This is a genomic window from Pseudomonas sp. HY2-MNA-CIBAN-0224 (assembly GCF_040310285.1).
GTDB lineage: Bacteria > Pseudomonadota > Gammaproteobacteria > Pseudomonadales > Pseudomonadaceae > Aquipseudomonas > Aquipseudomonas helleri.
Genome location: NZ_JBEOPQ010000070.1, coordinates 1 through 25,356, shown reverse-complemented (window position 1 = coordinate 25,356; position 25,356 = coordinate 1). Strand labels below are relative to the sequence as shown.

General features: G+C 57.5%; 21 protein-coding genes. 13 read left to right on the top strand and 8 right to left on the bottom strand.

Annotated features, from left to right (window positions below; genetic code table 11):
* Positions 1-78: 78 nt before the first annotated feature.
* Positions 79-1,257 carry a vWA domain-containing protein gene (locus AAEZ03_RS22620; RefSeq protein ID WP_350581741.1) on the bottom strand — a complete coding sequence of 393 codons (1,179 nt, stop codon included), beginning with the start codon at positions 1,255-1,257 and terminating at the stop codon, positions 79-81.
* Between the two features lie 21 nt (positions 1,258-1,278).
* Positions 1,279-2,124 (bottom strand): AAA family ATPase, encoded by an 846-nt coding sequence (locus tag AAEZ03_RS22615; RefSeq protein ID WP_048371566.1) that lies wholly within the window; start codon positions 2,122-2,124, stop codon positions 1,279-1,281.
* A 198-nt stretch (positions 2,125-2,322) separates the two neighbouring features.
* Between AAEZ03_RS22615 and cysK the strand changes: the two genes are divergently transcribed.
* The 4 genes from cysK to AAEZ03_RS22595 all read left to right on the top strand — a co-directional run bounded on the left by cysK (position 2,323) and on the right by AAEZ03_RS22595 (position 6,070).
* On the top strand, positions 2,323-3,297 hold the full coding sequence (cysK, locus tag AAEZ03_RS22610) for a cysteine synthase A (RefSeq protein ID WP_123751987.1): 975 nt from the start codon (positions 2,323-2,325) through the stop codon (positions 3,295-3,297).
* A gap of 250 nt (positions 3,298-3,547) precedes the next feature.
* The gene (locus AAEZ03_RS22605; protein WP_048371563.1) at positions 3,548-4,486 is read left to right on the top strand and encodes an aspartyl/asparaginyl beta-hydroxylase domain-containing protein; all 939 of its coding nucleotides are present in this window, start codon (positions 3,548-3,550) and stop codon (positions 4,484-4,486) included.
* 459 nt (positions 4,487-4,945) lie between these two features.
* Positions 4,946-5,110, top strand: coding sequence for a hypothetical protein (locus AAEZ03_RS22600; RefSeq protein ID WP_153433396.1), 165 nt, complete (start codon positions 4,946-4,948; stop codon positions 5,108-5,110).
* Positions 5,111-5,203: 93 nt separating this feature from the next.
* Entirely contained in the window at positions 5,204-6,070 is an 867-nt protein-coding gene (locus AAEZ03_RS22595; protein ID WP_350581736.1) for a DMT family transporter, read from the top strand.
* A gap of 74 nt (positions 6,071-6,144) precedes the next feature.
* On the opposite strand, the gene AAEZ03_RS22590 is transcribed toward AAEZ03_RS22595, so the two are convergent.
* Positions 6,145-7,011, bottom strand: coding sequence for a DMT family transporter (locus tag AAEZ03_RS22590; RefSeq protein WP_153329334.1), 867 nt, complete (start codon positions 7,009-7,011; stop codon positions 6,145-6,147).
* A 171-nt stretch (positions 7,012-7,182) separates the two neighbouring features.
* On the opposite strand from AAEZ03_RS22590, the gene hrpA reads away from it, so the two are divergent.
* From hrpA to AAEZ03_RS22570, 4 genes are all read left to right on the top strand, one after another.
* Entirely contained in the window at positions 7,183-11,094 is a 3,912-nt protein-coding gene (hrpA, locus tag AAEZ03_RS22585) for an ATP-dependent RNA helicase HrpA (RefSeq protein WP_350581733.1), read from the top strand.
* A 132-nt stretch (positions 11,095-11,226) separates the two neighbouring features.
* Positions 11,227-12,348 carry a beta-ketoacyl-ACP synthase III gene (locus tag AAEZ03_RS22580; RefSeq protein ID WP_123751991.1) on the top strand — a complete coding sequence of 374 codons (1,122 nt, stop codon included), beginning with the start codon at positions 11,227-11,229 and terminating at the stop codon, positions 12,346-12,348.
* 138 nt (positions 12,349-12,486) lie between these two features.
* Positions 12,487-13,098 carry an RNA polymerase sigma factor gene (locus AAEZ03_RS22575; RefSeq protein ID WP_123751992.1) on the top strand — a complete coding sequence of 204 codons (612 nt, stop codon included), beginning with the start codon at positions 12,487-12,489 and terminating at the stop codon, positions 13,096-13,098.
* The gene (locus AAEZ03_RS22570) at positions 13,092-13,325 is read left to right on the top strand and encodes an anti-sigma factor family protein (RefSeq protein ID WP_153373585.1); all 234 of its coding nucleotides are present in this window, start codon (positions 13,092-13,094) and stop codon (positions 13,323-13,325) included. The genes AAEZ03_RS22575 and AAEZ03_RS22570 overlap by 7 nt, the downstream gene beginning before the upstream one ends.
* 113 nt (positions 13,326-13,438) lie before the next feature.
* Here AAEZ03_RS22570 and AAEZ03_RS22565 read toward each other — a convergent pair whose 3' ends face one another.
* A complete protein-coding gene (locus AAEZ03_RS22565) occupies positions 13,439-14,731 on the bottom strand; it encodes a putative porin (protein WP_194289369.1) in 1,293 nt (430 codons plus the stop codon).
* A gap of 323 nt (positions 14,732-15,054) precedes the next feature.
* On the opposite strand from AAEZ03_RS22565, the gene AAEZ03_RS22560 reads away from it, so the two are divergent.
* Entirely contained in the window at positions 15,055-16,179 is a 1,125-nt protein-coding gene (locus tag AAEZ03_RS22560; RefSeq protein ID WP_350581728.1) for a GNAT family N-acetyltransferase, read from the top strand.
* 43 nt (positions 16,180-16,222) lie between these two features.
* On the opposite strand, the gene AAEZ03_RS22555 is transcribed toward AAEZ03_RS22560, so the two are convergent.
* The 3 genes from AAEZ03_RS22555 to AAEZ03_RS22545 all read right to left on the bottom strand — a co-directional run bounded on the left by AAEZ03_RS22555 (position 16,223) and on the right by AAEZ03_RS22545 (position 19,818).
* Positions 16,223-18,055 carry an ABC transporter ATP-binding protein gene (locus tag AAEZ03_RS22555; protein WP_350581726.1) on the bottom strand — a complete coding sequence of 611 codons (1,833 nt, stop codon included), beginning with the start codon at positions 18,053-18,055 and terminating at the stop codon, positions 16,223-16,225.
* An 84-nt stretch (positions 18,056-18,139) separates the two neighbouring features.
* On the bottom strand, positions 18,140-18,736 hold the full coding sequence (locus AAEZ03_RS22550; protein WP_350581723.1) for a peptidylprolyl isomerase: 597 nt from the start codon (positions 18,734-18,736) through the stop codon (positions 18,140-18,142).
* A gap of 170 nt (positions 18,737-18,906) precedes the next feature.
* Complete coding sequence (locus AAEZ03_RS22545; protein ID WP_350581722.1) at positions 18,907-19,818, bottom strand: LysR family transcriptional regulator; 912 nt, start codon at positions 19,816-19,818, stop codon at positions 18,907-18,909.
* Between the two features lie 175 nt (positions 19,819-19,993).
* Between AAEZ03_RS22545 and AAEZ03_RS22540 the strand changes: the two genes are divergently transcribed.
* The 3 genes from AAEZ03_RS22540 to AAEZ03_RS22530 all read left to right on the top strand — a co-directional run bounded on the left by AAEZ03_RS22540 (position 19,994) and on the right by AAEZ03_RS22530 (position 22,335).
* A complete protein-coding gene (locus AAEZ03_RS22540) occupies positions 19,994-20,593 on the top strand; it encodes an FMN-dependent NADH-azoreductase (RefSeq protein ID WP_048386136.1) in 600 nt (199 codons plus the stop codon).
* Positions 20,594-20,820: 227 nt separating this feature from the next.
* Positions 20,821-21,681, top strand: coding sequence for a carboxylate/amino acid/amine transporter (locus AAEZ03_RS22535; RefSeq protein WP_123752000.1), 861 nt, complete (start codon positions 20,821-20,823; stop codon positions 21,679-21,681).
* A 90-nt stretch (positions 21,682-21,771) separates the two neighbouring features.
* Positions 21,772-22,335 carry an RBBP9/YdeN family alpha/beta hydrolase gene (locus AAEZ03_RS22530; protein WP_048371535.1) on the top strand — a complete coding sequence of 188 codons (564 nt, stop codon included), beginning with the start codon at positions 21,772-21,774 and terminating at the stop codon, positions 22,333-22,335.
* A 50-nt stretch (positions 22,336-22,385) separates the two neighbouring features.
* On the opposite strand, the gene AAEZ03_RS22525 is transcribed toward AAEZ03_RS22530, so the two are convergent.
* Positions 22,386-23,669 carry a mechanosensitive ion channel family protein gene (locus AAEZ03_RS22525; RefSeq protein WP_350581719.1) on the bottom strand — a complete coding sequence of 428 codons (1,284 nt, stop codon included), beginning with the start codon at positions 23,667-23,669 and terminating at the stop codon, positions 22,386-22,388.
* A 191-nt stretch (positions 23,670-23,860) separates the two neighbouring features.
* Here AAEZ03_RS22525 and AAEZ03_RS22520 point away from each other — a divergent pair, with 191 nt between their 5' ends.
* Positions 23,861-25,207, top strand: coding sequence for a DEAD/DEAH box helicase (locus AAEZ03_RS22520; RefSeq protein WP_048371531.1), 1,347 nt, complete (start codon positions 23,861-23,863; stop codon positions 25,205-25,207).
* Positions 25,208-25,356 lie beyond the last annotated feature (149 nt).

Here is a 25,356-nt window from a genome sequence, read left to right as displayed (position 1 = left end):
TCGGACCGAGCTTGCCTCGCGATCTTTTGATCTTTTAAAAAGATCGCGAGGCAAGCTCGCTCCTACAAAAAAACGGGATTACTTAGCCAAAAACCGCATCCCTTCTTCCAGCCCGTCCAGGGTCAGCGGGTACATCCGGTCTTCAACCAGGTCCTGCACAATCCCGGTCGATGCGGAGTATTTCCAGGTGTCTTTCGGATACGGGTTAATCCAGATCAGCTTTTTATATTTCTCCATAAAACGCTGCATCCACTTGTAGCCCGGCTCTTCGTTCCAGTGCTCGACACTGCCCCCGGCGTGGGTGATTTCATACGGGCCCATCGCTGCGTCACCGATAAAAATCACTTTGTAATCGGCGCCGTAGGTGTTGAGCACATCTTGTGTAGCGATACGTTCGACGTGGCGACGCTGGTTGTTTTTCCACATCGACTCATAAATAAAGTTGTGGAAGTAGTAGTACTCCAAATGCTTGAACTCGGTCTTGCAGGCCGAGAACAACTCCTCGCAGGTTTTCACGTGGGAATCCATCGAGCCGCCAATATCGAACAGCAACAACAGCTTGATGTTGTTGCGCCGCTCGGGCCGCATCTGGATATTCAACAACCCGGCATCACGGGCGGTGTGGTCGATGGTGCCGTCGATATCCAGCTCATCGGCGGCGCCCTGGCGGGCAAACTTGCGCAGGCGGCGCAACGCTACCTTGATATTGCGGGTGCCCAACTCGACTTGATCATCAAGGTTCTTGTATTCGCGCTGTTCCCAGACTTTTGCCGCCTTGCCCTGACGCGCCCCGGCATCGCCAACTCGAATCCCTTCGGGGTGATAACCGCCCGAACCAAACGGGCTGGTGCCGCCGGTACCGATCCACTTGTTGCCACCGGCATGGCGTTCCTTCTGTTCCTCAAGGCGCTGTTTGAACGCCTCGATCAGCTTGTCCAGGCCGCCCAGCGACTGCAACTGCGCGCGGTCTTCGTCACTCAACGAGCGTTCACACTCTTTACGTAACCAGTCCTCAGGGATCAGCGCCTCAAGGTGTTCATTGAGGTTTTTCAAACCGTTGAAATAGGCGCCGAAGGCACGGTCAAACTTGTCAAAATGGCGCTCGTCCTTCACCAGGATCGTACGCGCCAAGTAATAAAACTCGTCCATGTCGGCGAATGTCACACGGTTTTTCAGCGCGTTGATCAAGTCCAGCAGTTCGCGCACCGAAACCGGCACCTTGGCCGCACGCATTTCATTGAACAGATTAAGCAGCATGCTTATCGCCTTCTTGAAAAATCAGCGATTGCCGCGACGGCTCATAAACGCCAGTCGCTCCAGCAACTGCACGTCCTGCTCGTTTTTCACCAGCGCGCCGGCCAGTGGCGGGATCGCTTTGGTCGGGTCGCGCTCACGCAACACCGCTTCGCCAATGTTGTCGGCCATCAGCAGCTTGAGCCAATCCACCAGCTCGGACGTCGACGGTTTTTTCTTCAGGCCGGGTACTTTTCGGACATCGAAGAACACGTCCAGCGCTTCACTGACCAGCTCTTTCTTGATGTCAGGGAAGTGCACGTCGACGATCTTCTGCAGTGTGGTGCGATCCGGGAAGTTGATGTAGTGGAAGAAGCAGCGGCGCAGGAACGCATCCGGCAGTTCTTTTTCGTTGTTGGAGGTAATGATGATGATCGGGCGGACCTTGGCCTTGATGGTTTCATCGGTCTCGTAAACGTAGAACTCCATCTTGTCGAGTTCTTGCAGCAGGTCGTTGGGGAACTCGATGTCGGCCTTGTCGATTTCGTCGATCAGCAGGATGACCCGCTCTTCGGCCTCAAAGGCTTCCCATAATTTGCCTTTTTTAAGGTAATTGCGCACATCGTGCACTTTGTCCACGCCCAGTTGCGAATCGCGCAAGCGGCTTACGGCGTCGTACTCGTACAGGCCTTGATGGGCCTTGGTGGTGGACTTGATGTGCCAGGTAATCAGCTTGCAGCCAAAGGACTCGGCCAGTTGCTCGGCGAGCATGGTCTTGCCGGTGCCGGGTTCGCCCTTGACCAGCAGCGGGCGCTCCAGGGTGATCGCTGCGTTGACCGCCAGTTTCAGGTCATCAGTGGCCACGTAGGCGCGGGTGCCTTCAAACTTCATCTGCAATTCCTCAAACCATGATCCAGGCCTGCAAGGGCAGGGCGGGGGACAAAAAAGTATGTCCGACTATAACGCGGCGTCCGCCTCAGGTGAACGCAGACGCCTTATTCAGTCTCTGACTGAGGCGTCACGACTGGACGCGATGAACTGTGAAGCCTACCCTTGGGGCCTTCCCAAAAGGTGCATAAGGACCCCGCCATGAGCCGCATTTTTGCAGATAACGCGCACTCCATCGGTAACACACCTCTTATTCAGATCAACAAAATTGCGCCGCGTGGCGTGACCATTCTGGCCAAGATTGAAGGGCGTAACCCTGGTTACTCGGTGAAATGCCGGATTGGCGCCAACATGATCTGGGACGCCGAGAGCCGTGGCGTGCTCAAGCCGGGCATGACCATTATCGAGCCAACTTCCGGCAACACCGGGATCGGTCTGGCCTTCGTGGCTGCTGCACGGGGTTACAAATTGGTGCTGACCATGCCGTCTTCGATGAGCCTTGAACGCCGCAAAGTGCTTAAGGCGCTGGGGGCTGAACTGGTACTCACCGAGCCGGCCAAGGGCATGAAGGGCGCCATTGATAAAGCTACTGAAATTCAGGCCAGCAACCCTGAGCAGTACTTTATGCCGCAGCAATTTGATAACCCGGCCAACCCGGCGATCCACGAGAAAACCACCGGCCCGGAAATCTGGAACGATACAGACGGCGATGTGGATGTGCTGGTCGCAGGCGTGGGCACCGGTGGCACCATTACCGGCGTATCGCGTTACATCAAACACACCCAGGGCAAGCCGATTCTGTCGGTCGCCGTTGAGCCGATCACGTCGCCGGTGATCACCCAGGCGCTGGCCGGGGAGGAGATCAAGCCCTCGCCGCATAAAATTCAGGGCATTGGCGCAGGTTTTGTGCCGAAAAACCTCGACCTGTCGATTCTCGACAAAGTTGAGTTGGTTGGCGACGACGAGTCCAAGGCCATGGCCCTGCGTCTGATGCACGATGAAGGCATCTTGAGCGGGATCTCCGGCGGTGCAGCCATGGCCGTGGCCGCACGCCTGGCTGAAACCCCGGAAATGCAGGGCAAGACCATCGTCGTGATCCTGCCGGACTCGGGCGAGCGCTACCTGTCGAGCTTCTTGTTCAGCGACCTGTTCAGCGAGCAGGAATTGCAGCAGTAAGACCGAAGTTCCCGTGGGAGCGGGCTTGTTCGCGATAGCCGCAATCGCGAGCAAGCCCGCCCCCACCTGTTACAGATGACTCAAATCAAACGATCTAAACGCCTGCTTATGCATAATTACGCCGTTATTGCGTAGTACTTAAGACTGAATGTTGGAATACGCGGGTTTTGTCCTGCGCCGGTAGTGTTTATCATGGCGGGCTGCCACGGCGGGCTTTTGGTGCCGCACGGTATTTTCGAGGAGTTGTTGCATGACCTTATCCTTCGCCATCAAGGCAGGGCTCATACTGCTGTTTGTCGGCAGCATCCTGTACGTGCATTTGCGCGGCAAGGCGCGTTTGCCGGTGTTACGCCAGTTCGTCAACCACTCCGCATTCTTCGCGCCCTACAACGCGCTGATGTACTTATTCTCGGGCGTGCCGTCCAAGCCTTATCTGGACCGCAGCAAATTCCCCGAGCTGGACGTCCTCAAAGACAACTGGCAAGCCATTCGTGAAGAAGCCATGCACTTGTTCGACGAAGGCTATATCCGCGCCGCCGAAAAGAACAACGACGCCGGCTTTGGCTCATTCTTCAAAAAAGGCTGGAAGCGTTTTTACCTCAAGTGGTACGACAAACCGCTGCCATCGGCCGAACTGCTGTGCCCTAAAACCGTAGAGCTGGTCAACAGCATCCCCAACGTCAAGGGCGCGATGTTTGCCTTGTTGCCGGGCGGCAGCCATCTCAACCCGCACCGCGATCCGTTTGCGGGCTCCTTGCGCTACCACCTGGGGCTGTCGACACCGAACTCCGACGCGTGCCGCATCTTCGTTGACGGCGAGGAATACGCCTGGCGCGATGGTGAAGACGTGATGTTCGATGAGACCTACGTGCACTGGGTGAAAAACGAAACCGACATCACCCGCGTGATCCTGTTTTGCGACGTCGAGCGCCCGTTGACCAGCCGCCTGATGACCCGCATCAATCGCTGGGTCAGTGCGCAACTGGGCAAAGCCACAGCCCCGCAAAATCTCGACGACGAACGCGTAGGCGGCATCAACAAAGCCTACGCCTGGAGCAAAAGCTTCAGTGACCGCTTCAGCGGCGTAGTCAAACAATGGAAACGCCGCAACCCCAAGCTATACCGCATCGCCCGCCCGGTGCTGGCGGTTATCGTGCTGGTACTGCTGTGGCGTTGGTTGTTCGGTTGATTTGAGGCACGCAATAAAAAACCGCTCTAGATGAGCGGTTTTTTATTGAAGAAATTAAATTAGCGGCCCGCTAAAACACCTTTTGGCTCATTGGCTTTGCTGCCGTTCAACGCAACCTGTAGAAAGCGCTGCTGATGATGTGAAGCAGTAGCCCCCTCTGATTTACCGTCGGGCCGGGTTTTTAGTGGGGACGGTGCCGGGGTGATTGCTTGCATATTGCCACCGTTTTGGTTGTTTATTGATCAGTGAGGTCGATACTAGTCCTAATCCAAGCGTACGACAAGGCGGCCAAATGCATCGAATTGAAACCCCAAGTCCCGATATACCGCTAGCGGACCTTGTACTGGACTCCGAGGTGTTTTAAATCTGTTCAGTCATTGCAATAAGTGTCGAGCGCTGGTTATAGTCAGCGCTCGTTGAGCCCATGGCTCATACCACTCTCTTCAAAAGAATCAGCACATGCCGGTTTCCCTTACTCACAGCGTTGTCGTTCCAGCAGTTTTTGCTGGCGTGGTGCCGTGCGGGGGCAAACAGCCTGTGCAGATCAGCCACTATCCCCCTCCTGTCAGCCGCACCGTGGTGAACGTCGTTGTTTCGCCACCGGGTGTTGGTGTTGCGGGCTGAGCTGAGCTTTCGGCTGCCCGTACCCGTCTAAAAAACCATTGAACTTCAGCTTCGGCTGAGTTGGCTTTTTATGTCTGATGACAGGTGTTAACCATGTTTTCGATTTCTAAAGAATCCGCGTTAGCGGCGGCGTCCACGAGCCTGTTTGTTCTGCTGTGGAGCAGCGGCGCGATTTTCTCCAAGTGGGGTCTGGCCCATGCTTCGCCCTTTGCCTTTCTGTTGGTTCGTTTTGCCATCGCTCTGCTGGCGCTGGTGCTGTTGATCCCGTCGATGAAACTGCAGATGCCACGCGGCGCCAAAGCCATTGGCTACGCACTGGCCACCGGGACGGTGCTGCTGGGCGCGTATCAGATTTTTTATCTGCTGGCGCTGGACCTCAAGGTCACGCCCGGCGTCATGGCCACGGTGATGGGTGTGCAGCCGATCCTGACGGCGGTGATTTTGGAGCGTCGTCACTCTTTTAGCCGTTCATTGGGGCTCATGCTGGGGCTGACCGGCTTGATTCTGGTGGTGTACCAGAATATTGGTCTGGCCGGTTTGTCCTGGGGCGGAATGCTCTGTGCGTTGTTGGCGCTGGGAAGCATGACGGCGGGCACTTTGATGCAAAAGCGCATTACCCAGAACCCGCTGGGCACATTGCCGTTGCAATACTTGGCCGGGTTGCTGTTGTGCGCGGTGTTTGTGCCGTTTCAACCGTTCCACTTCGAACACGGCGCAGGCTTTGTGGTGCCGGTGTTGTGGATGGGCCTGGTGGTGTCGGTGCTGGCGACCTTGCTGCTGTACCGGATGATCGCCCGGGGAAATCTGGTGAACGTCACCAGCCTTTTCTACTTGGTGCCTGCGGTCACAGCAGTTATGGACTACTTGATCTTTGGCAACAAACTGGCCTTGCTGAGCGTACTCGGCATGGCTTTGATCATCATCGGTCTGGTCTTCGTGTTCCGTAAAACTACCCGTTAACCCGCATCGCCCTGTAGGAGCGAGCTTGCTCGCGATCTTTTGATCTTTTAAAAGATCGCGAGGCAAGCTCGCTCCTACAGGGCATTTTTATTGGGCTTGAGCACCAGCCACAACGCTGCGGCAATCAGCAGCCCGCCGTACAGGTGCGCGATCGACAGCGGTTCGCCCAGAAACAAGGCGCCCCACAAGATCCCGAAAGGCGGGGTCATAAAGGTCACGGTCATGGATTTGACCGGGCCGATGTTGGTCAGTAAACGGAAGAACAAGATGTAGGCAAAGGCTGTGCACACCAGCCCAAGCCCCAGCAACGACAACCATACCCGTGCACCGCCCCAATCGGCTGGCGGTTGATTAAGCAGGCTCAGACCAAACAACGGCAACAGAAACAAGGTCGCCCCGAGCATGCTGCCCATGGCCGAAAGGCGCGGGTCCAGCCCGCCTTGCTGGTCCAGCCAGCGGCGCGCCAAAAAGCCCGCAAAGCCATAGCAGATCGTCGCCAGCAGGCAGGCGAGGGCGCCCATCAACAAGTTCAGGTCAAAGGCCACCGGCCCGGCACCGGTCAACACGCCGACGCCAAATAACCCGAGAAATACCCCGGCCAGCTTGGTGAGGGTGAGTTGCTCACTGAAAAACAACCCGCCAATCAATACCCCCATCAGCGGCGTGGTTGCATTAAAGATGGCCGAATATCCCGCAGGCAGTACTTGCGCCGCAACCGAATACAACGTGGCAGGCAATCCGGAGTTGATGACGCCCAGGATCAACACCACCTTCAATTTACCGCCGAAGTTCCAGCTGACGCGCATCAGCACCAACATCACCAGCAAGCCGGTAGCGGCAATCGAAACCCTGAAAAACGCGGTGGGAATAGAGCCGAGCACTGGCGCGATGATTCGCATAAACAGGAAACTGGCGCCCCAAATGCCGGCCAGCGACAGCATGCGTACAAAATCTGCGAATCTCACAGGGTTTCTCTTACAAGGATTAAGCCGCGCAGTGTAGGGGATGCAGCCTGCAAGGCAATGGTTGTGCGCAATTCCTACAGATTCGTGCATAACTGCTTAAATCTGCGACAATCGCCGCCTGCCTTTACCAAGACTTTTGCGCACCTGATGACTGACGAATCGCCTGCTATCAACCAACTGTTGAAAAAACTTGATCACGCCATGATTGCTGACCGCCACAAGCTGCGGCGGCAGTTGCATGAGCTGCGCAAGAAGCCTGATGACGCCAAACTGGCGGCCTGGGCCGAGCGTGTGCAGGCCTCGTGCGCGCAGGTGACTGCGCGGGCGGCTAGCGTGCCGTTGATTCGTTATGACGAAAATCTGCCGATTGCCGCCAAGCGCGACGAGATCAAGGCGGCATTGCTCAAGCATCAGGTGTTGATTCTGGCCGGTGAAACCGGTTCGGGTAAAACCACTCAATTGCCGAAAATCTGCCTCGAAATTGGCCGCGGCCAGCACGGCTTGATCGGTCACACCCAGCCTCGCCGGATTGCTGCGCGCAGTGTTGCCAGCCGGGTCGCGGAAGAACTGGGCACACCGCTGGGGGCGCTGGTCGGCTATCAAGTGCGGTTTGAGGACCAGAGTGATTCCAACACCCTGATCAAGCTGATGACCGACGGCATACTGCTGGCCGAAACCCAGCACGACCGTTACCTCGAGCGCTACGACACGATCATCGTCGACGAAGCCCACGAACGCAGTCTGAACATCGACTTTTTGCTCGGTTATCTGAAGATCCTCCTGCCACGGCGCCCGGACCTCAAAGTCATCATCACCTCGGCCACCATCGATCTGGAGCGTTTTTCCAAACACTTCAACGATGCGCCGATTGTTGAAGTGTCCGGTCGTACCTTCCCGGTCGAAACATGGTACCGCCCGCTGACCTCTGAGCAGGACGAAGAAGGCAACAGTGTCGAAGAGGACTTGAGTGTCGACCAGGCGATCATCGCCACCCTCGATGAAATCGCCGCCCATGAGCGCAGCGAGCGTAAAAGCCCCGGCGACGTGCTGGTGTTTTTGCCCGGCGAGCGCGAGATCCGCGATGCCGCCGAGATGCTGCGCAAGGCACAACTCAAACACACCGAAATTCTGCCTTTGTATGCGCGCCTGTCATCGGCCGAGCAACAACGGATATTCCAGTCGCATCCGGGGCGTCGCGTGGTGCTGGCAACCAACGTTGCAGAAACCTCGTTGACCGTGCCGGGTATTCGCTATGTGATTGACAGCGGCACCGCGCGCATCAGCCGTTACAGCTATCGGGCCAAGGTGCAGCGCCTGCCGATCGAAGCTATTTCCCAGGCCAGTGCCAACCAGCGTAAAGGCCGCTGCGGACGGGTCGAGCCGGGGATCTGCGTGCGCTTGTACGCCGAGGAAGACTTCAACGGTCGCCCGGAATTTACCGACCCCGAGATTCTGCGGACCAACCTTGCAGCCGTTATCTTGCAGATGCTGCACCTGCGTCTGGGCGAAATTACCGCGTTTCCGTTTATCGAGCCGCCGGATGGCAAGGCGATCACCGACGGTTTCAACCTGCTGCAAGAGCTGTCAGCGGTTAACCGCGAGAACCAGCTGACACCGCTGGGCCGCCAACTGGCGCGCCTGCCAGTGGACCCGCGCATGGGCCGCATGTTGCTTGAAGCCGCCAAGCTGGGCAGTTTGCAGGAAGTGTTGATCGTCGCCAGTGCGATGTCGGTGCAAGACCCGCGTGAACGCCCGCCTGAACGTCAGCAGGCTGCGGATCAGGCCCACGCGCAGTGGAAAGACGTGGACTCGGACTTTGCCGCGCTGATCAATGTGTGGCGCGGCTTCGAAGAGCAGCGCCAGGCCTTGACCGCGAGCCCGCTGCGTAATTGGTGCCGCAAAAACTTCCTGAATTATCTGCGGCTGCGCGAGTGGCGCGATTCGCACCGCCAACTGAGTTTGATCTGCCGCGACATGCAGCTCAGCGTCAATAAAGAGCCGGCCGACTATCCAAAACTGCACAAAGCGGTGTTGTCCGGCTTGCTCAGCCAGATCGGGCAGAAGACTGAAGACGGCGATTACCTGGGCGCGCGTCAGCGTCGCTTCTGGATTCACCCGTCGTCGGGCCTGGGCAAAAAACGCCCGCAATGGCTGATGACCGCCGAACTGGTCGAAACCACCAAACTCTATGCGCGGATGGTGGCCAAGATTGAATCTGACTGGATCGAGCCGTTGGCGGGGCACTTGATCAAAAAGAACTACTTTGAGCCGCATTGGGAAAAGAAACGCGGGCAAGTGGTGGCCTACGAGCAGATCACCCTGTACGGCTTGATTGTGGTCGGTCGGCGCGCGGTGCATTACGGCCCGATTGATCCGGTGCTGTCACGTGAGTTGTTTATCCGAGAAGGGCTGGTGCGCGGCGAGATTCAGTCGCGGGCCAAGTGCCTGACGGCCAACGCCAAGCTGCTCGAACAGCTCGATGAGCTGGAAGCCAAGGCGCGGCGGCGTGACATTCTGGCCGACGAAGAAACCCTGTATGCGTTTTACGACGCACGCCTGCCCGCCGAGATCCACCAGACCGCAACCTTTGACAGCTGGTACCGGGTCAATAGCCAAAAAGACCCGCAGTTGCTGATCATGCGCGAAGAGGACGTGCTGGCTCGCGAAGCTACCGAAATCACCGCCAAGCACTACCCAAACACGCTGCACCTGGGGGATTTGACCCTCGAATTGAGCTACCACTTTGAACCCAATCACCCGCGCGACGGGGTGACGGTTAAAGTGCCGGCGCCGTTGTTGCCGGTCTTGCCGCCAGAGCGTCTGGAGTGGCTGGTGCCGGGCATGATCGAAGCCAAGTGCATTGCCCTGGTGCGCAGTTTGCCCAAGGCCTTGCGCAAAAACTTCGTCCCGGTGCCGGACTTCGTCAAAGCCGCGCTGCAACGCATGACGTTTGCTGAAGGTTCGTTGCCGCAGGCATTGGGCCGTGAACTGCTGCGCATGACCGGCGCACGGGTGACTGACGAAGCGTGGGCCGAAGCCGCGCAGCAGGTTGAGAATCATCTGAAGATGAACCTCGAAATTGTCGATGGCGACGGTAAATTCCTGGGTGAAGGTCGTGACCTTGCCGAACTGACGGCACGCTTTGCGCAAGCCAGTCAGGCGGCTTTGGCGGTGCCGCAAACAGCTAAAAGCCAGCAGCCTGTCGAAGCCAAAGTCTTTGCGCCGGTGGCCGAGAAAACTCAGCAAAAGATCGCCGGGCTGTCGATGACCGTCTACCCGGCGCTGGTGGAAGAGGGCAATACAGTCAAGGAAGGGCGCTTTTCAACGCCTGCCGAGGCTGAGTATCAGCACCGCCGGGCCTTGCAGCGCTTGCTGATGCAGCAGTTGGCTGAACCTGCCAAGTTCTTGCGCAGCAAGTTGCCGGGTCAGACCGAACTGGGCTTGTTGTACCGCGAACTGGGCCGAGTCGAGAGCCTGGTCGAAGACATCCTGTTGGCCAGCCTCGACAGTTGCATCCTTGAGGGCGAAGCGACGTTGCCGCGTGATGGTGCGGGGCTGGCGTCTTTGGCCGAGCGCAAGCGCGGTGCCTTGACCGAGCACGCAGAGAAGCTGGCTAAACTGACGCTGGACATTCTCAAGCTGTGGCACGGGCTGCAAAAGCGCTTCAAAGGCAAGATTGATCTGGCCCAGGCGGTGGCCTTGAATGACATCAAGCAGCAATTGAGCCATTTGGTGTATCCGGGCTTTGTGCGCGAAACCCCGGCGCAGTGGCTCAAAGAGCTGCCGCGCTACCTCAAGGCCATTGAAATGCGCCTGGAAAAACTGCCGGGTCAGGTGCAGAAAGACCGGGTCTGGAGTGCTGAGCTGGCAGGTTTGTGGGCCCAGTACCAGGCGCGCGCAGCCAAGCATGCCCAAGAAGGCAAGCGCGACCCGCAACTGGAGTTGTACCGCTGGTGGCTGGAGGAATATCGCGTGTCGCTGTTCGGCCAGCAATTGGGTACCAAAGTACCGATTTCGGATAAGCGGTTGAGCAAGCAATGGAGTCTGGTGGACGCTTAAGCCTGATCCTGCCGGAGGGCGCGTTTTCATGATTCGGCAAATCAGGCCAAATGTTGCCATTTATGGCAAACTTCGCGGCTATAACTACCTGACACGATTATTTTCGGCTTGAACAGAATAAGAGGAACGACCGTGTATAACGTCGTCATCAGTGGCACCGGCCTGTACACCCCGGCCAACAGCATTTCCAACGAAGAGTTGGTGCAGTCCTTCAACGCATATGTGCAACAGTTCAACGCCGACAACGTTGGCGCAATCGAGGCCGGTGACATCGAGCCTCTGGCCGAGTCCAGCGCTGCCTTTATCGAAAAAGCCTCAGGTATCAAAAGCCGCTTTGTGATGGACAAGGACGGCATCCTTGACCCGCAACGCATGCGCCCGCGTTTACCTGAGCGTTCCAACGACGAGATGTCCGTGCTTTGCGAAATGGCCGTCGGCGCCGCCAGGCAAGCGCTGGAGCGAGCGGGCAAGACTGCCGCAGATATCGACGGCGTGATCGTGGCCTGCTCAAACCTGCAGCGCCCGTACCCGGCCATCGCCATTGAAGTGCAACAGGCGTTGGGCATTCAGGGTTTTGGTTTTGACATGAATGTGGCGTGCTCGTCAGCGACCTTCGGTCTGCAGACGGCCAGCAACAGCGTGCAACTGGGTCAGGCCCGCGCGGTGCTGCTGGTGAGCCCGGAAGTGTGCACCGGTCACTTGAACTTCCGTGACCGCGACAGCCACTTTATTTTTGGCGATGCGGCCACCGCCATTGTGGTTGAGCGCGCTGACCTGGCGACTTCCGAACATCAGTTCGACATCGTTAGCACCAAACTGCTGACCACGTTCTCGAACAATATCCGCAACAACTTCGGCTTTCTCAACCGTGCTTCGGACGAAAACCCCGACAGCCCGGACAAGCTGTTCGTGCAGGAAGGCCGCAAGGTATTCCGTGATGTCTGCCCGATGGTGGCGGAGCTTATCGGCCAGCACCTGGAAGAAAACAAGGTCGAAGTGGCTGACGTCAAGCGCTTCTGGCTGCACCAGGCCAACCTGAGCATGAACCACCTGATCGTCAAGCGCCTGCTGGGCCGCGAAGCGTCGGTTGAAGAAGCGCCGGTGATCCTTGATACCTACGCCAACACCAGTTCTGCCGGTTCGGTAATTGCCTTCCACACCTACCAAGATGATCTGGCCAGTGGTTCGCTGGCGGTACTCAGCTCGTTCGGTGCCGGCTACTCGATTGGCAGCGTGATCCTGCGCAAACGCTGATCAACGCCCAAAGCCACATCCTGTGGGAGCGGGCTTGCTCGCGATTCAGGCAACGCGGTTTGTCTTAATCACCGCGCTGTTTGCATCGCGAGCAAGCCCGCTCCCACCAAGGTGGTTGATTCTGACCCGGGAGCGTTAATGGCTGCTGCTGACGACTCTGAACTACTCCAGCGCCTGATCGCCGGCGAGCAACAAGCTTTTCGGCAGTTGGTCAGTACCTATCAAGGGGCCATGCTTGCCGTGGCCTATGCGATTGTCGGCAGCCGGCATGCCGATGAAGTCGTTCAGGACGCCTGGTTGTCAGTGGTGCGCAACCTGTGCGGGTTCGAAGGCCGTTCCAGCCTCAAAACCTGGCTGTTGACCATCACCGCCAACGCCGCCAAAACTCGCCTTAAACACAATCGTCGTGAAGTCTTGCTTGACGACCTGCCGTCCCCCCACGGTACGGTTGATGATGAGCGCTTTGCCAGCGATGGCCACTGGTTGTTGGGCCCTTATGCCTGGCATCAAGACACTCCGGAAGCGCTGCTCACGGAGCAAGAGTTGCGTGAATGCCTTGAGCGCACGTTACTCAGCCTGCCGCAACTGCAAAGCTCGGTGCTGGTGCTGCGTGAACGCCAGGGGCTGGAGTTGGAGCAAATTTGTAATCTTCTCGATATATCGCTCTCTAATGCCCGAGTGCTGGTGCATCGTGCCCGGCTTAAAGTCTTTGCGACCGTGGAGCATTTCGAGGAGACCGGCGAATGTTGAGCTGCAAGCAATACGTTGCGCGATCAAGTGACCACATGGACCGGCAGTTGAGTGTTCGTGAGCGTTTGCAGATGCGCCATCATTTGCTGTTTTGCCCCAATTGTCGGCGCTTTATCCGGCAAATGCGCTTGATGAGTGCCACGTTGAAGGCGCTGCCCGAACCGCTGCCCACTGACCTGGACGCGACGGTTGAACGGATGCTGAGCGAGCAATCGCGTCAGCGGTAGGGCGCAAGCGCGAATGCCGTCGGGGATGTGATGGGGACCGACGGCATTCACGCACTGCGGGTTAACACAAGCCGGTGAAAGCGTTCAGCGGCGTGTTTGTTGCGTGAAACGGTTTAGAACTTGGCTTCTACGTCCAGTTGCAGCGTGTTGGTGCTGGCATCTTTCTGGGTGGAGGTTGCGTAGTCAGCCTTGGTCAGGAAGTACGTCACGCCGACACCAAAGTTCTTGTCGATTTCGTAACCCACTTTGAACTTGTGACCGCGAGAACCGGTGGTGCCGTTGGCGAAGTCAGAGTCAGTGAAGGCGCCGACCACGGCGTTACGCTGAATGTCGCGGTAGTTGTAGTCCAGGCTGAAGGCGTTGAGCTTGCTCTTGAAACCGACCAACCAGGCGTCGTCCTGATCGCTGTCGGTCTCGGAGTTGTGCACATATTGGCCGTACAGCGACAGCGGAACCGGCAGGTTGGCGATGTCGACCTGACCGAAACCTTCCCACAGGCGGAACTCGCTGGTGCTGTTGCCGTTAACGGCCAGGGCGCACGGCGTGGTTTTGGTGCCGGTGGTTGGGCAGCGGCTGTCTTCGTCGTTGTGGAAGCCGTAAACGCTACCACCCAGGGTCACTTTCAGGCTGTCGGTCGGTGCGAAACGTGCACCCAGCTGGCCGGCATACATGCTCAAGTCATTTTTGAACTGCACGCCATCGCCGTTCACGTTGTCTTTGAGGGTGTAGTAGCCGGTGCTGCCGAACACTTCGACGCCGCTGCTGCCCAGGTTGGTTTTGTAGGAGGCAGACACACCTTCAGGGTTGATGTCGCTATCCCAGATTACGTCGCCCATGCTGACCCACTGTTGTGGCATCTTGCCGCCCACCAGGTGCAGGTTTTTGATCGCTGTCGGGTGATAGTCAACGTAAGCCATGTCCAGCCACAGCTGCTTCTTGTCGAAGTAGTTGTCCAGGTCCTGGTTGGTGGAGCGTGCGTCGTCGCTGCCGCCGGTGGCGATACGGATGCCGGTGTTCACTTGCGGGTTGATTTCGGTGTAAGCACCCAGGCGAGCACGAATACGTTGGCGGTCACGGTTTTTGCCATCGGATTCGCCATCAATTTTGACGGTTTCCTGACGGACCCGAACATCGCCCTTGAATTCGGTTTTGGCAGCCCAGGCCACTTTTTGTTCGAAAGCGCTGAGGTCAGATTTTTTAACCTGGTCTGCAGCGGCTTCTTGTTGAGCTTGTTTCTCGCTGGTCAACTCGGTTTGCAGTTCGGCGTACTGCGCCGCAGAAATAGAGCCGTTTGCCTTGAGCATTTCCAGTAGTTTTGCATCAACGCCAGCGCTTGCTGGAACACTCATGCCTAATACCAGCCCGCCACACAGTCCCGCCGCAATCCGTGTAGAAACAAGACGCATATGAATCTCCCAGTAGTGAGATGGACGTTGCCACCCCAAAAACACTCGGCCCTTATGGGCTCGCTAATTTGATGTTTACGTGGGTTGATAAGCGCTCACTCATAACCCCGACTTCTAAGAAGCGGCGCCAGTATCACGATTGGATATGACAGAAAAGTGGCACAGTGATAGCAACTCTGTGACAACGCACTCTCGAGCTGAATCGACTCATCTGCAGGCGTGGGTTTCTAACGGGTCCAGCCATTGTGTTGAAATGTAAAAGGCGCAGTGTCATAAGCGGGTGCTAACATCGCCGTTCTAACGCAATAGCCCGGGGCTTTTGAATGCCGTTACAACGTCTGGACAGCCTGTCCGCCATCTCGGCCGAGCAATGGGATGCGCTGGTGCCGGTGGCGCAACCGTTCCTTCGCCATGGGTTCCTCAGTGCGCTGGAGGACAGTGGCAGCCTGGGCCCGCATTCCGGCTGGCAGTCTGAACACCTGCTGCACGTTGAAAACGGTCAGGTGCTGGCGGCGCTGCCCAGTTACCGAAAATGGCATTCCTACGGCGAGTACGTGTTCGATCACGAATGGGCAAATGCATGTGAACGGGCCGGGATCGAGTACTACCCCAAACTGCTGACCGCAGTGCCTTTCAGCCCGGTCAGTGGCCCGCGATTGCTGGCCGCACGGCCTGAAGACGGTTTTGAATTATTGACCGCTTTGCCCGGTTATCTGGAGATCGAAGGGCTGTCCAGCGCGCACATCAACTTCACCGATGCGTTGGCGGATACCGCGTTGGCGCAACAGCCCGGCTGGTTGCAACGGTTGGGTTGTCAGTTCCATTGGCAAAACCGCGAGTACCGCGATTTTCAGGATTTTCTCGACGTTCTGAGTTCGCGCAAGCGCAAGCAAATGCGCAAAGAGCGCGAGCAAGTGGCGGGTCAGGGGTTCGAGTTTGAATGGCTGGAGGGCCAGCAGGTGACCGAGGCGCAGTGGGATTTTGTCTACGCCTGCTACGCCAACACCTACGCGGTGCGACGCCAGACGCCGTACCTGACCCGTGACTTTTTCAGCTTGCTGGCCGAGCGCATGCCCGAAGCGATTCGCGTGGTGCTGGCCAAACAAGACTCAACCCCGGTAGCCATGGCTTTTAGCCTGATCGGGGGCGGCAGCTTGTATGGCCGTTACTGGGGCTGTCTGGCCGAGTTCGACCGTTTGCATTTCGAAACCTGTTTTTACCAGGGCATGGATTACGCGATCGCTCACGGCATCCAGCGGTTTGATGCCGGCGCTCAGGGCGAGCACAAGCTGATACGCGGCTTTGAACCAGTGATCACGCACTCTTGGCATTACCTGCGCCATCAGGGTTTGAAAGCTGCCGTCAGTGATTTTCTGGCGCGCGAACGTGCGGGTGTGTTGGCCTATGCCGAAGAGGCGAGAACGGCGCTGCCTTACCGGCAGGCCTGATTCTCGCCGTTTTGGCAGCGAGTGGAGTGTCGAACAGGGGGATTTAATCGAGGCCGACAAATCCACCCGTTTGGTGTTGCCACAGTCGGGCATACAAACCGCCATGGGCGAGCAGTTCGGCGTGGGTGCCGGACTCGGCAATCTGACCTTTTTCGAGGACTACCAAACGGTCCATGCGGGCGATGGTTGAAAGCCGGTGAGCGATGGCAATCACGGTTTTACCTTGCATCAACGTTTCGAGACTTTCCTGGATCGCGGCTTCGACTTCGGAGTCCAGCGCCGAGGTCGCTTCGTCCATGATCAGAATCGGCGCATTCTTCAGCAACACCCGTGCTATAGCGATGCGCTGGCGCTGACCACCCGACAATTTGACCCCGCGCTCGCCCACATGGGCGTCAAAACCAGTACGTCCCTGAGCATCGGAAAGGGCAGGAATAAACTCATCGGCACGGGCTTTTCGCACGGCTGCCCAGAGTTCTTCGTCGGTGGCGTCCGGCTTGCCATACAGCAAGTTGTCGCGGATCGAACGGTGCAGCAGAGACGTGTCCTGAGTGATCATTCCGATCTGTTCGCGCAGGCTTTCTTGCGTCACTTCGGCGATATTCTGACCGTCTATCAGAATTTTCCCGCCTTGCAGGTCATACAGGCGCAACAGCAGGTTTACCAGGGTCGATTTGCCCGCCCCGGACGGTCCGATCAAGCCGATTTTTTCGCCGGGTTTGATCACCAGGTTCAGGTCGCTGATGATCCCGCTCTGTTTGCCGTAGTGAAAGTCCACGTGTTCAAAACGCACTTCACCGCGATCGACCTTCAGGCGTGGCGCGTTGTCCTTGTCCTCGACCGTAACGGGCTGCGCGATGGTCTGCAGACCATCCTGGACCATGCCGATGTTTTCAAAAATGCCGTTGACCACCCACATGATCCAGCCAGACATGTTGACGATGCGAATCACCAGCCCAGTGGCCAGCGCAATGGCGCCCACGCTGATCAGTGACTGGCTCCACAACCACAGCGCAAGGCCGCTGGTGCTGACAATCAGTAGCCCGTTCATGGAGGTAATGGTCACGTCCATGCTGGTCACGACGCGGCTGGCCAGCCGGGTTTTTTCGGTTTGTTCGATGATCGCTTCGCGGGCGTACTGCTGCTCGTAATTGGTGTGGGCAAACAGCTTGAGGGTGGTGATGTTGGTGTAGCCGTCAACGATCCGGCCCATCAATTTTGAGCGCGCATCCGAAGATACTACCGAGCGTTCCTTGACCCGTGGCACGAAGTAATACAACGCGCCGATGTAGAGCACGATCCAGGTCAGCAGCGGGATCATCAGCCGCCAGTCCGCTTCGGCAAACAGCACCAGCGAACTGATGGCGTAGATCAACACGTGCCACAACGCATCGACGGCCTGCACCGCAGAGTCGCGCAGTGAGTTGCCGGTTTGCATGATGCGCTGGGCAATGCGCCCGGCGAAGTCGTTCTGGAAAAAGTTGAGGCTTTGTTTGAGCACATAGTTGTGGTTTTGCCAGCGGATCATGCTGGTCATGCTCGGGCTTAAGGTCTGGTGCACAAGCAGATCATGCAGGCCGAAAAACACCGGGCGAATGATCAGCGCAACCACCGCCATCCAGATCAGCTCACCGCTGTGAATGCTGAAAAACTCAGTATTGGGCGTGCCCTGGGCCAGATCGATCAGGGTGCTCAAGTAGCTGAACAGCGAGACTTCAATCAAGGCGGCGACTAGCCCGACCACCAGCAAGGCGGCAAACAGTGGCCAGACCTGGCGCAGGTAATAGATGTAAAACGCCCAAACGGTGTTGGGCGGTGCGGCGCTGGGAGCTTCGCGAAAAATATCGATCAGTTGTTCAAAACGACGATAAAGCATGGTCACTGACGCCCGCTGAGCGGGCTCTCCTTTAGTGGTGTGACCGGCCTGGGCCGGTCAAGCTCCCCGCAGCAATCGAAGCGATTAGTCGATGCGTTTGGCAGACTTGATGTAAATAGGGTCACTCGGTACGTCGCGCATACCGGATTTGGTGGTGGTCTGGGTGTTGACGATGTTGTCCACCACATCCATGCCTTTTACGACTTTGGCAAACACGGCGTAACCGGCATCACGGCCCGGATCGAGCATCGCGTTGTCGACCACGTTGATAAAGAACTGGCTGGTCGCGGAGTTCGGGTTGGAGGTGCGGGCCATCGACAAGGTGCCGCGTACGTTATGCAAGCCGTTGCTGGCTTCGTTTTTGATCGGGTCGCGGGTCGGTTTCTGCACCATCTGCCCAGTGAACCCGCCGCCCTGAGCCATAAAGCCCGGGATCACGCGGTGGAAAATGGTGTTGTTGTAAAAGCCGCTATCGACATAACTCAAAAAGTTTTTGCTGCTGATCGGTGCTTTTACCGGGTCCAGTTCGATTTCAATCGGACCGAAACTGGTGTCCAGCAGCACGTGAGGGGCTTTTTGAGCAGGTGGGGTTTGCGCGTTTTTGTTTGCCGCAGGCGTCGCAGCCATCAGGTTGGCGGCGAAGAGCAGGGCGCTGGCAGCAAAAGCAATTTTTTTCAACATAAGTCAAAAGTCCTGAAAAGTGAAAGCAGCAGCGTCAGACAACGCACGCGCTGTGTGTTGAATAGATGACGGGATGAGGTTGGCACTGATGAATGGCCAGCCGCGAAGCTTGGACAGGATATTCGGGATCGATGTTCCTGCCCACCGCTGTCATGGCTGCAATCTTTGTTTTATGCCTGCTCAGGGGCAGCAAAGGCTGCGTCCAGAGGAGCGGTATCAAAGGTGCGCAACAACTCCACCAGTATTTGCGTCGCCGGGCCCAGCGGTTTGTCCTTGTTGGCGTACAGGTAGAACACCGGGTGGCGGTCACCGCCCTGATCCAGTGGCAACGCTTTGAGCACGCCTTCTTTAAGCTCGCGCTCGATCATGTGCCGGGGTAGCCAGGCAAAGCCAAGGCCACTGCCCACAAAGGCGGCGGCCGTGGCCAGGCTGCCGACCGTCCAGCGCTGCTCAGAGCCCAGCCAGCCCACGTCGCGGGGTTGCTGGCGGCCCGAGTCGCGAATCACCACTTGCAACTGGCTTTCAAGGTCCTGGAAGTGCAGCACCCGTTGCATACGATGCAGGGCGTGATCGGGATGGGCCACGGCAATGAATTCAACGGTGCTCAGGTAGCCGGGAATATTGAAACTGCTGATGGCCAGGTCGGCCACGCCTTCCAGCAAAACCTCTTCGACGCCCGACAGGACTTCTTCGCGCAGCCGCACACGACAGCCACGACTCTGCGGCATAAAAGCGGTCAAGGCGCGCACCAGCCGTGCATTCGGGTAGGCGGCATCAACCACCAGCCGCACTTCGGCTTCCCAGCCTTGCTCCATATGATGGGCGAGGTCTTCAAGCTGGCTGGCTTGTTTGACCAGCTGGCGCGAACGCCGTAATAAAACGCCTCCGGCTTCAGTGAGCACGGCTTTGCGCCCGTCGATGCGCAACAGCGGCACGCCGAGCTGGTCTTGCATGCGAGCAACGGTGTAACTGACAGACGACTGCGAGCGATGCAGCACCTCAGCAGCTTGCGCAAAGCCGCCGTGGTCGACCACCGCTTGCAGCGTGCGCCATTGGTCAAGGGTCACGCGGGGCGCTTTCACGTTGTATTCCTTTGGTAATGAGTCGTTGTGTGGCCGCAGCCTGTTGTACAGGGTACTCATTAATAAACAAATTTATAGATAGGTTGTAGCAGATATTTACGCTTTTTCATCAATGAAATGCCCTCTAGGATTCACTCCATCGCCTTACAGCCTTCACAGATGGAGCCTACAGCCCATGTCTAATGTTCTGATCATCGAAAGCAGCGCTCGCCAACAGGATTCATTTTCCCGCGAGCTGACACAGCAGTTCATCAGTCACTGGAAAACCCTGCATCCGGCTGATCGCCTGACCACTCGCGATTTGGCTGTGAGCCCGGTGCCGCATCTGGACGCCGATTTGCTGGGCGGCTGGATGAAGCCCGAGGCGCAGCGTAACGCCGCTGAGCAGGCTTCCTTGCAACGCTCCAATGAGCTGACCGACGAGTTGCTGGCGGCTGACGTGCTGGTACTGGCGGCGCCGATGTACAACTTTGCGATCCCCAGCACCCTCAAAGCCTGGCTGGACCATGTGTTGCGCGCCGGCCTGACCTTCAAATACACCGAGACAGGCCCCCAGGGTCTGCTCACCGGGAAAAAAGCATACGTGCTCACCGCACGCGGCGGGATATATGCGGGTAGCACCGCAGACCACCAAGAACCGTACCTGCGCCAAGTACTGGCCTTTGTGGGCATTCATGACGTGACCTTTATCCATGCCGAAGGCATGAACCTGGGCGGCGACTTCCAGGAAAAAGGGTTGAACCAAGCCAAAGCCAGGCTTTCAGATGTGGCCTGAGCCGGTCTGTTAATCAACAGATAATCGTTGCATGGCTTAATTCGCTTCACTGCTCCTTCAAGCAAGCGGTTCGCGCATCGAACCTCCCTTGGCACTTTCTTTGAGTGCTATCGCCCGATCAGCCCTGAGCTGGATCGGGTTTTTTTTGCCTGCGGTTTACGGGCCGATAGCGCAGCGTGCTGAAAAACCGCTAAGGTCGCGTCCACTCAATACCGGGCGAGAGATTTATGGGTTATTTGCTAGTTGTGACGCTGATTCAGGCGTTTTCCTTCAGCCTTATTGGCGAGTATCTGGCAGGGCACGTCGACAGTTACTTCGCCGTGCTGGTGCGTGTGGTGCTGGCCGGTCTGGTTTTTATCCCGCTGACACGCTGGCGCCAGGTTGAACCCGGCTTTATGCGCGGCATGCTGGTGATTGGCGCCCTGCAGTTTGGTATCACCTACGTCTGCCTGTACCTGAGCTTTCGCGTGCTCACGGTGCCCGAGGTGCTGCTGTTCACCATCCTTACGCCGCTGCACGTCACCCTGATTGAAGATGCGCTGAACCGGCGCTTCAATCCGTGGGCGCTGGTCGCCGCGCTAGTGGCCGTTGGCGGGGCTGCTGTGATTCGGTTCGACAGCATCAGCCCGGACTTCTTCAAAGGCTTCCTGCTGCTGCAACTGGCCAACTTTACGTATGCCGCTGGTCAGGTGCTGTACCGGCGTCTGGTGCTGCGTTATCCGAGTGAGCTACCGGGCTACCGGCGTTTCGGGTTCTTTTATGTCGGCGCCCTGATTGTGGTGTTACCGGCTTTCCTGCTGTTTGGCAAAGCTCACTTTTTGCCCGACGCACCGTTACAGTGGGGCGTGTTGCTGTTTCTGGGCCTGGTGTCGACGGCGCTGGGCATGTACTGGTGGAACAAAGGCGCGTGCCTGGTCAGCGGCGGCACCCTGGCAGTGATGAACAACCTGCATGTACCGGTGGGTTTGCTGCTGAACCTGCTGATCTGGAACCAGCACGAACCGTTGGGCAGGTTAATGTTAGGCGGCACGGTGATTCTGCTGGCCGTGTGGATCAGCCGGCTAGACCGCAAGGCTATCTGGGGCTAAGGTCCTTAAGGCCCAAGGTCTGTTGACGTCTCGTCGCGACCGCAATGAAACGTCAACAGACCCTATCTAACGCCTTAAAGGGGAGTGGGAATGACAGTCAAAGTGTTGATCTTGCCGGGCCTGAATAATTCGGGGGAAGATCACTGGCAAACGCGCTGGGAGAAGAACTACAGCGGTCTGAAACGGGTCAAGCAAGACGATTGGAACACGCCGGTGTGCGCTGACTGGGTTCAGCGATTACACGACAAAGTCACTTCCAGCCAGCGACCGGTGGTGTTGGTGGGGCACAGTCTGGCGTGCAACCTGATTGCGGCGTGGTCGCAGCAGTACCCCACTGATGCCAAAAACCGTGTTCGCGGCGCGCTGCTGGTAGCCCCCAGCGACACCGAAGCGCCGAGTTATCCGCAAGGCACGTCAGGGTTTGCACCCATGCACTTGGGGAAACTGCCCTTTGACTCGATAACCGTGGCCAGCACGGATGATCCCTATGTCAGCGTCGAGCGTGCGACAGCCTTCAGCGAGGCGTGGGGCAGTGAATTAGTGTGGTTGCAACAAGCCAGGCACATCAACCATGAGAGTGGCTTGGGTGACTGGCCCGAAGGCATCAAGTTGTTGTTCGAACTGAGCGGTGATCCGCAGTTCAAGCACAGCTAACGCTGCCACGTCGCCGCAGCCATCACTGGCTGCGGCGACTTACCCGTGACTCAGTCTTCAGCTACTACGTGCGGCGTGTTGATCTTGTTCATCAGCCCCTGACGCAAGTCATTGCCACTTGGCTGTTGATACACGCTCAAGCCAAACTCCGGCAAGACCGACAACAAATAGTCGAAAATATCGCCCTGGATTTGCTCGTACTCGTCCCACACCGTGGTGCGGGTGAAGCAGTAGATTTCAAGTGGCACGCCTTGGGGCGTGGCTTGCATCTGGCGCACCATGCAGGTCATGTTGGGTTGGATCATCGCGTGGCTTCGCAGGTAGGCCAGTGCGTAGGCGCGGAAGGTACCTATGTTGGTCATGCGCCGACGGTTGGCTGACAATGCCGCCACGTTGCCCTGGGCTTCGTTCCAGCTCTTGAGTTCAGCTTTTTTGCGTGCCAGATAGTCGCTCAGCAAGCGCACTTGCTCCAGGCGCTGCTCCTGCTCGTCGGTCAGAAACCCAACGCCAGCGGCATCAATGAACAGGCTGCGCTTTATCCGTCGACCGCCGGATTGCTGCATGCCGCGCCAGTTCTTAAACGACTCGGACATCAAGCGCCAGGTCGGGATGGAGACGATGGTCTTGTCGAAGTTCTGCACTTTGACGGTGTGCAACGTGATGTCCATGACATCGCCGTCGGCACCCACTTGCGGCATTTCGATCCAGTCGCCCACACGCAGCAGGTCGTTGCTGGTCAACTGAACGCTGGCGACAAAAGACAGCAGGGTGTCTTTGTAGACCAACAAAATCACCGCAGACATGGCGCCCAGACCCGAGAGCAGCAGCATCGGCGAGCGGTCGATCAGGGTGGCGACAATGATGATCGCGGAGAACACATACAGCAGCATCTTGCCCAGCTGAATATAGCCCTTGATGGGCCGGGTCTTGGCGTAGTTGGTGCGTGCGTAGATGTCGAGCAAGGCATCGAGCAGGGCGGTGATGACCCGCGTCAACACAAAAATGGTGATGGCCAGGGCCAGGTTGCCGAGGAATTGGCGACCGTTGTCGCTCAGATCGGGGACCAAATTGCGGCCAAACTGGATCATCAGTGACGGCGTCATTTGCGCCACGCGATGGAACACTTTGTGTTCGCGCAAATCGCTGACCCAGTGCAGGGCTGGCTGGCGGGCGAGCATCTTGGTGACACGTAAGATAATGATGCGGGCAATATGACCGGCGAGCAGGGCGACGCTCACCAATACGATCAGTCCCAGTACGGACGACAGCCAAGGATAGTGATCCAGGTTGGCCCAAAGGCGTTCAAATTCGCTCCAGAGTGTTTGAGTATCCATAAGTTAAAGCGTTATCCCAAAAGAAATGGCCATGGGATTAGACCATCTCAAGACGATTTAGGGGCTGTCTTTGGACTAAAGACCCTAAAAAAGCATTTGTTTCGCGCCGTTGGTGCAAAGAAACTCGGCCTGAGCGCTCGAAACCGTTACTCTATGCCGCTGATTTTTCGCATTTCTTCGAGGTAGCACCCGTGTTTTCCGATTTCGCCCTGCACGAACGCCTGCTTAAAGCTGTGGCCGAGCTTAAATTTGTCGAGCCTACGCCTGTGCAAGCAGCGGCCATCCCGCTCGCGCTCGAGGGGCGTGACCTGCGGGTTACAGCTCAAACCGGGAGTGGCAAAACCGCTGCTTTCGTTCTGCCGATTCTCAATCGCCTGATTGGCCCAGCCAAAATCCGCGTCAGCATCAAAGCGTTGATTTTGCTGCCAACCCGCGAGCTGGCGCAGCAAACCTTGAAGGAAGTTGAACGCTTTTCGCAGTTCACGTTCATCAAGTCCGGCCTGATCACCGGCGGTGAAGACTTCAAGGTGCAGGCCGCCATGTTGCGCAAAGTGCCTGATATCCTGATCGGCACGCCAGGCCGTTTGCTGGAGCAACTGAACGCCGGCAACCTGCAACTCAACGAAGTTGAAGTGCTGGTGCTCGACGAAGCTGACCGCATGCTCGACATGGGCTTTGCCGAAGACGTGCAGCGTCTGGTTGACGAATGCCCGAACCGTCAGCAAACCATGTTGTTCTCGGCCACCACCGGTGGTTCGGGCCTGCGTGACATGATCGGCAAAGTCTTGAACAACCCTGAGCACTTGCAGCTCAACCAGGTCAGCCAACTGAACGCTACCACGCGTCAGCAAGTGATCACCGCTGACCACAACCAGCACAAAGAACAAATCGTGAACTGGTTGCTGGCCAACGAGACTTATCAAAAAGCCATCGTTTTCACCAACACCCGCGCCATGGCCGACCGCATCTACGGCCGTCTGGTGGCTCAGGAGTACAAGGCGTTTGTCTTGCACGGTGAGAAGGACCAAAAAGACCGCAAGCTGGCTATTGATCGCCTGAAGCAGGGCGGCGTGAAAATTCTGGTCGCCACCGACGTGGCTGCCCGTGGTCTGGACGTTGAAGGTCTGGATCTGGTGATCAACTTCGACATGCCGCGTAGCGGCGACGAATACGTTCACCGCATTGGCCGTACTGGCCGTGCCGGCAACGACGGTCTGGCGATCTCGCTGATCTGCCACGGTGACTGGAACCTCATGTCCAGCATCGAGCGCTACTTGAAGCAAAGCTTCGAGCGCCGTGTGATCAAAGAAGTCAAAGGCACCTACAGCGGGCCGAAAAAGGTCAAGGCTTCGGGCAAAGCCGTTGGCGTGAAGAAGAAAAAGACTGACGGCAAAGGCGACAAGAAAAAGACCGGCGCCAAGGCCCCGACCAAACGCAAAATTGCCAACCGCCCAAAGACCGACGCCCTGTCGCTGGTCAGCAAGGACGGCATGGCACCGCTCAAGCGCCGCAAGCCAGAAGCCCCGGCTGCTGAGTAAGGTTTACGGATAAGGTTTGCCTCTCGGTCTTTTAAGAGCAAAAGATCGCGAGGCAAGCTCGCTCATAAGACCCTGAACTGCCCCCCAAAAGTTGGACAGATTAACTAGCGCCCTGCGCAGCCTGAGTCCTGTATCCCACAGGGCTTAGG

Excerpts from the sequence above, each read along its gene's own strand:
- AAEZ03_RS22530 (WP_048371535.1), top strand. The coding sequence starts at position 21,772 with ATGACAGTCAAAGTGTTGATCTTGCCGGGCCTGAATAATTCGGGGGAA.
- AAEZ03_RS22525 (WP_350581719.1), bottom strand. The coding sequence starts at position 23,669 with ATGGATACTCAAACACTCTGGAGCGAATTTGAACGCCTTTGGGCCAAC.
- AAEZ03_RS22560 (WP_350581728.1), top strand. The coding sequence starts at position 15,055 with ATGCCGTTACAACGTCTGGACAGCCTGTCCGCCATCTCGGCCGAGCAA.
- AAEZ03_RS22575 (WP_123751992.1), top strand. The coding sequence starts at position 12,487 with ATGGCTGCTGCTGACGACTCTGAACTACTCCAGCGCCTGATCGCCGGC.
- AAEZ03_RS22565 (WP_194289369.1), bottom strand. The coding sequence starts at position 14,731 with ATGCGTCTTGTTTCTACACGGATTGCGGCGGGACTGTGTGGCGGGCTG.
- AAEZ03_RS22540 (WP_048386136.1), top strand. The coding sequence starts at position 19,994 with ATGTCTAATGTTCTGATCATCGAAAGCAGCGCTCGCCAACAGGATTCA.
- AAEZ03_RS22555 (WP_350581726.1), bottom strand. The coding sequence starts at position 18,055 with ATGCTTTATCGTCGTTTTGAACAACTGATCGATATTTTTCGCGAAGCT.
- AAEZ03_RS22615 (WP_048371566.1), bottom strand. The coding sequence starts at position 2,124 with ATGAAGTTTGAAGGCACCCGCGCCTACGTGGCCACTGATGACCTGAAA.
- AAEZ03_RS22550 (WP_350581723.1), bottom strand. The coding sequence starts at position 18,736 with ATGTTGAAAAAAATTGCTTTTGCTGCCAGCGCCCTGCTCTTCGCCGCC.
- hrpA (WP_350581733.1), top strand. The coding sequence starts at position 7,183 with ATGACTGACGAATCGCCTGCTATCAACCAACTGTTGAAAAAACTTGAT.
- AAEZ03_RS22600 (WP_153433396.1), top strand. The coding sequence starts at position 4,946 with ATGCCGGTTTCCCTTACTCACAGCGTTGTCGTTCCAGCAGTTTTTGCT.
- AAEZ03_RS22595 (WP_350581736.1), top strand. The coding sequence starts at position 5,204 with ATGTTTTCGATTTCTAAAGAATCCGCGTTAGCGGCGGCGTCCACGAGC.
- AAEZ03_RS22620 (WP_350581741.1), bottom strand. The coding sequence starts at position 1,257 with ATGCTGCTTAATCTGTTCAATGAAATGCGTGCGGCCAAGGTGCCGGTT.
- AAEZ03_RS22535 (WP_123752000.1), top strand. The coding sequence starts at position 20,821 with ATGGGTTATTTGCTAGTTGTGACGCTGATTCAGGCGTTTTCCTTCAGC.
- AAEZ03_RS22590 (WP_153329334.1), bottom strand. The coding sequence starts at position 7,011 with ATGCTGTCGCTGGCCGGCATTTGGGGCGCCAGTTTCCTGTTTATGCGA.
- AAEZ03_RS22605 (WP_048371563.1), top strand. The coding sequence starts at position 3,548 with ATGACCTTATCCTTCGCCATCAAGGCAGGGCTCATACTGCTGTTTGTC.
- cysK (WP_123751987.1), top strand. The coding sequence starts at position 2,323 with ATGAGCCGCATTTTTGCAGATAACGCGCACTCCATCGGTAACACACCT.
- AAEZ03_RS22570 (WP_153373585.1), top strand. The coding sequence starts at position 13,092 with ATGTTGAGCTGCAAGCAATACGTTGCGCGATCAAGTGACCACATGGAC.